Annotated in this window: 6 protein-coding genes and 1 pseudogene; 1 reads left to right on the forward strand and 6 read right to left on the reverse strand. The window is 54.0% G+C overall.

Annotation, left to right across the window (positions count from 1 at the left end; genetic code table 11):
* The 6 genes and pseudogenes from ACE4YL_RS00650 to rpsF form a co-directional block, all read right to left on the reverse strand.
* Positions 1 to 263, reverse strand: a pseudogene (locus tag ACE4YL_RS00650) (Lon family ATP-dependent protease); the annotation flags it as partial.
* Positions 264 to 293: 30 nt separating this feature from the next.
* A complete protein-coding gene (rplI, locus tag ACE4YL_RS00655; RefSeq protein WP_461358250.1) occupies positions 294 to 740 on the reverse strand; it encodes a 50S ribosomal protein L9 in 447 nt (148 codons plus the stop codon).
* Positions 741 to 755: 15 nt separating this feature from the next.
* Complete coding sequence (locus ACE4YL_RS00660; protein ID WP_461358251.1) at positions 756 to 1,769, reverse strand: YybS family protein; 1,014 nt, start codon at positions 1,767 to 1,769, stop codon at positions 756 to 758.
* Between the two features lie 56 nt (positions 1,770 to 1,825).
* The gene (rpsR, locus tag ACE4YL_RS00665) at positions 1,826 to 2,056 is read right to left on the reverse strand and encodes a 30S ribosomal protein S18 (protein ID WP_461358252.1); all 231 of its coding nucleotides are present in this window, start codon (positions 2,054 to 2,056) and stop codon (positions 1,826 to 1,828) included.
* Between the two features lie 24 nt (positions 2,057 to 2,080).
* The gene (locus ACE4YL_RS00670; protein WP_461358253.1) at positions 2,081 to 2,467 is read right to left on the reverse strand and encodes a single-stranded DNA-binding protein; all 387 of its coding nucleotides are present in this window, start codon (positions 2,465 to 2,467) and stop codon (positions 2,081 to 2,083) included.
* 18 nt (positions 2,468 to 2,485) lie between these two features.
* Positions 2,486 to 2,776 (reverse strand): 30S ribosomal protein S6, encoded by a 291-nt coding sequence (gene rpsF / locus ACE4YL_RS00675; RefSeq protein WP_461358254.1) that lies wholly within the window; start codon positions 2,774 to 2,776, stop codon positions 2,486 to 2,488.
* A gap of 288 nt (positions 2,777 to 3,064) precedes the next feature.
* On the opposite strand from rpsF, the gene ACE4YL_RS00680 reads away from it, so the two are divergent.
* The gene (locus tag ACE4YL_RS00680; protein ID WP_461365157.1) at positions 3,065 to 4,804 is read left to right on the forward strand and encodes an IS1634 family transposase; all 1,740 of its coding nucleotides are present in this window, start codon (positions 3,065 to 3,067) and stop codon (positions 4,802 to 4,804) included.
* Positions 4,805 to 4,839 lie beyond the last annotated feature (35 nt).

Here is a 4,839-nt window from a genome sequence, read left to right on the forward strand (position 1 = left end):
AAATAGTCCTCCAGTTCCTGGAGGACCTGGGCCGCCTCCTCCGGCGTGCGCTGGTCCACGATGGTGGGATCATCATGCACCAGGCGCTCTAACGCCAGGATGCGGTCTTCTATCTTATCCGACTGCATTAACTCCAGCGAATCCAGCTTGCCTGCCTTGAGGACCAGCTGGTCCTCGCCGTGCACCTCAGCTAAAATGGTCATAAGTGCTGCCACGTGCTTTTCCAGAGACAGCTGCTTGTTGCGCGACTGTGTTGTATCCAATGGGGATAACCCTCCAACTAAGTACTACCGCTATTCAGCCACAACATCCACCTGCACCTGAACATGCACTTTCGGATGGATCTTGACCGTCACCTTGTGCGTGCCCAAGCTCTTTATTGGCTCCTTGATCTCTATCTTCCTCTTGTCAATTTCTACCGCGAAGTGCCTGCGCAGCTGATCGGCGATCTCCTGGGGAGTGACGGAGCCAAACAGGCGGCCCGCCTCGCCCACCTTGGCCTTGATCTGCACCTTTTGGTCTTTGAGCTTCTCGCCGACTTTCTGGGCCTCTTTCAGCTCCCGCTCTGCTTTCGTGGCCTCCAACTGCTTTTGCTGGGCAGCGTGGCGCAGATTGCCGGCGCTGGCCTCCACGGCCAACCCCCGGGGCAAAAGGTAGTTGCGGCCGTAGCCTTCCGCCACCTCTACCACATCGCCCTTTTTGCCTAGATTCTTGACATCTGCCTGCAGTATTACCTTCATAACCACCCCGCCTTTCTAGTCTTCAGTATCGCTGCGGTCGTCCACCACTTCTGCCTCTTGGACATCTTCGGTGTCTTCCGTCTTTACTACTTCTGCTTTCCGCGCCATTAACCTGCGGAAGTCAAAAAACCCGTCGGCCACCGTAAGCAGCACCAGCAGCATGAGCACAAGCTGGGTCGTAAAGAGCAGGATGACAAACAAAACCCGCAGGAACGTGGGGGTCCTCCGCTGGTTGAAATAGAACCAGGCCAAGCTGAGGCCTGTGACCATATAGGCCGTGGATGAGAGGAAAAACAAGTTCACGCCCGCAAACTCCAGCCAGCGCGGCAGGTCCCAGAGGGCGGCCAGCTGGGTGAGGATCCAGCCCGCAAAGAAAAAGAGGGCACAGTAGGCGGGCAGCCGCCACTGGGTAAAGGGCTGGACCCAGGGCACCGTCTCGCCCATGCGCTTGAGCACCAGGCGGGAGACCGCCAGGTGCACAAAGGCCATGAACGCTGAAGAAAGGAGCAACAGTGCCGGCAGGCCGTTTCTAAAGAGGAACGGCACCAGCTCCAGCATGATCTCTAGATGGACCAAGGACTCCTCCGCAGCCCCCAGGCTCCGGGAGGTCTCTATGGCCTGCTCGATGCCCTGGATAAAGGAGTTCATCAGATCCGTGTACATGTTGCCGCCGATGACCAGGGCATAAAGGAGCATGTGCAGTCCGATGACCACCAGGTTGGCGAAAACAGCCACGCCCATGAGCTTGGCAAAGGACAGCTTCTCTTTCAGGGCCATGCCCACAGCCACGCCCACAAAACCCCAGATAATCACCGACAGGCCGGCAAAGACATGTCCGGCCACCAGGCCCGTCACCAGGGAAGCCACCAGGGCGGTGATTATCCCCCAGCGGAAGTCCTGGCGGAACACCAGAAGGATCAGGGGTACGGGCACGATCACGGCGGGGATGCCCAGGTATTCCCCGAGCAAGGTGAGCAAAACGGTGAGCGCTCCCAGCATAGCCCCTTCCGTCAATGAACGCGTCTTCATCTGGTCACCCTCTACTTGACATTCTAAAAAGGAGCAGCTGCGCTGCTCCCTTTCCCTTAGTCAACCGTATAAGGCATCAAGGCCATGAAACGAGCTCTTTTAATCGCCGTTGTCAGCTGTCTCTGATGCCGGGCACAGTTGCCCGTGATGCGCCGTGGAAGGATTTTCCCCCGCTCGGTCACATAGCGGCGCAGACGGCCGACTTCTTTGTAGTCGATCCGATCGATCTTATCGACGCAAAAAGAGCAGATCTTCCTTCTGCCTCGACGGCCTCTATCTCTAGCCATTTCTTCGCCTCCAAACCACTTTGATTAGAACGGAACGTCGTCAAATTCGGGTTCGGGCGGCCCTTCCACTGGCTCTTCGGAACCAAAATCCCTTGCACGATCCAGGAAGCGTACGGAATCGGCCACAACTTCCGCGGCCTTTCTCCTGATTCCATTTTGATCTTCATAGGAGCGAATCTGCAGGCGCCCTTCCACGGCTACGAGACGGCCCTTGGTCAGATGATTGGCGCAGATCTCGGCCTGCTTCCGCCAGGTTACGATGTCAATGAAATCAGCTTCCCGCTCGCCACTTTGGTTCAAAAAGGGGCGATCCACTGCAAGCGTGAAGTTGGTTACCGCGATCCCAGTTTGAGTGTAGCGCAGCTGTGGGTCGGCTACCAGTCGCCCGATGAGGATGATCCTATTCAACACCCGTCGTCACTCCTTTGCTCATTCTACGTCTCTTCGAACGAGCAGATAACGCACGACTTCATCGGTGATCTTGAGAATACGTTCGACCTCGGAAGTCGCTCCGCTTTCTGCTTTAAAATCGATCACCACGTAGAAGCCTTCGGTGTTTTTCTTGATCTCGTAAGCGAACCGGCGTTTCCCCCACTGGTCAACTTTTTCCACTTCGCCGCCCACACCTACGATCAGCTCTTTCGTCCGCTCAATCTGGGCCGTCAATGCTTCTTCGTCAAGCTGTGGGGAATAGATTACCATCAGCTCATACTCACGCACCGCAGCTTCACCTCCCCTCTGGACAAATGGCCCTAGGCTCCCGCCTAGAGCAAGGGCAGGTTTATTATACCACCGCACTAGATCGAAGTCAAACATTAGGGCCGCCTTAATCCAGGGGGAACTCTCGCTAGTTTTACAGCATAGCTAAGAATAGGATCTCCCAAACCCTTGTGGCGACGTGCTTTCAAGGGATTTTTTTATTGAAAATTTTGCCCTTTGGGGTATAGTAAAGTATGGGAATTTGTGGTATAATGTTAGTGCATAGACTCCCTCCCGGAGGTGTAGAACTTGAATCTCAAACAATCACGCAGAAAAGATGGACGGGTCTACCTCACCATTGAAAAGGCCTACCGCGATGAACGTGGCAGGCCGAGATCGAAAACCGTTTTGTCCCTGGGCTGGCTGGACGTTTTGGAAAAGCAGTACGATGACCCCATCGCCCACTTCAAAGAAGTGGCCAGGAAAATGACCGAAGAGGAGCAGGCAGATAACAAGGTCACGCTGCAGCTGGACATGAATGAAAGGCTGGAGCCCGCCACCGACAATGAGAAGAACTTCGGCTATGCGGCGATCCTGAAGATCTACCACGAATTGGGCCTGTACAGGTTCTTTAGAAACAAGGCCCGTCACCAGAATTTCAAGTTCAACACCAATTCCATCATGACTCTTTTGGTCATCTCCAGGCTGCTCTCTCCAGGCTCCAAGCGAAAAGCATTTCAAGAGAAGGACAGGTACTTCGAGCGGTTTGACTTCACCCAAGCGGATATCTATCGAGCACTGTCCCACTTCTCAGAGATCTCCAAGGAATGCCAAAGGCATATGCACACTCAGATCGAAGAAAAGTACGGCCGCAACACCAAGACCATCTACTATGATGTCACCAACTTCTACTTCGAAATCGATCATGAGGATGGGTTCCGCAGGTTTGGGTTTGAGAAAAACCGCCGGCCAGATCCGATTATCCAGATGGGGTTGGCTGTGGATGCAGACGGCATACCCCTTCATTTCGATCTTTTCCCAGGAAACACAGTGGACAAGCAGACGTTTCGCCCAGTCATAGGTGAAGTGCGCCGCAACTACGATACGGGCAGGATCATTGTGGTGGCTGACATGGGCATCAACACCGGCGACAACATCTACTATCTTCTCGGTGGGGACAAGGGGACGCGGTTCAATGGTTACGTCTTCAGCATGTCGGTTCGCCGCGGCACCAAGGAGCTGAAGGACTACATCTTATCCGAGGAAGGATATGTCGACAGCAACGGAAAGCCCGCTACCGCAGAGTGTGACTTCAAGATGAAGAGTAGAAGGGTCGCTCGGGAAATCAACGTCACCATGAAGAACGGAAGCAAGAAGAAGAAAACAATCTACGAAAAGCAGGTAGTCTTCTGGGGAAGGAAGTATGCGCAGCAAGCCAGGTCTGAGCGGGAGAAGGTCCTAAAGACGGCCCTTGATTTGGTAGCCAACCCCAAGAAGTACACCAAATCCACCTCTAGTGGCCCAGCCAAGTATGTGCGCAACATCGTCTTCGACGAGAAGACAGGCGAGATTCTGGAAGGGAAGGAACAGCTGAGCTTGGACATACAGAGGATTACTGAAGAGGAGAAGTATGATGGCTACTACTGCATAGCCACCAGCGAACTTGACCTAGCTGATCACGAGGTGATCGACATCTACCGGGGACTCTGGCAGATCGAAGAAACATTCCGCATTACGAAAGGCGTCCTGGAAACACGACCTGTGTATGTGTCTCTTGAGGATCACATCAACGCTCATTTTCTCAGCTGCTTCATCGCGCTGACCATTTTGCGGATCCTCCAGAAGAAGGTTGGACACATGTATCCCGCCGAGAGGATCGTCGATTGCCTCAAGAAGATCACCTGCAGCCTGGAGCAGGAGAACATCTACCTGTTTAAGTACAGAAGCCAGATTTCGGACGCTATCGGCGAGGCACTGGACATCGACTTCACCCGTAAGCGCCTGCGTCTTGGAGAGATCAAAAAAATCTTAGCGCAAGCCAAAAAGTGACGTTTTCCCCTACATGCCCGTGACATAAGAAAGCA

This window comes from Candidatus Darwinibacter acetoxidans, assembly GCF_041936445.1.
Classification (GTDB): domain Bacteria; phylum Bacillota; class Limnochordia; order Darwinibacteriales; family Darwinibacteriaceae; genus DTU010.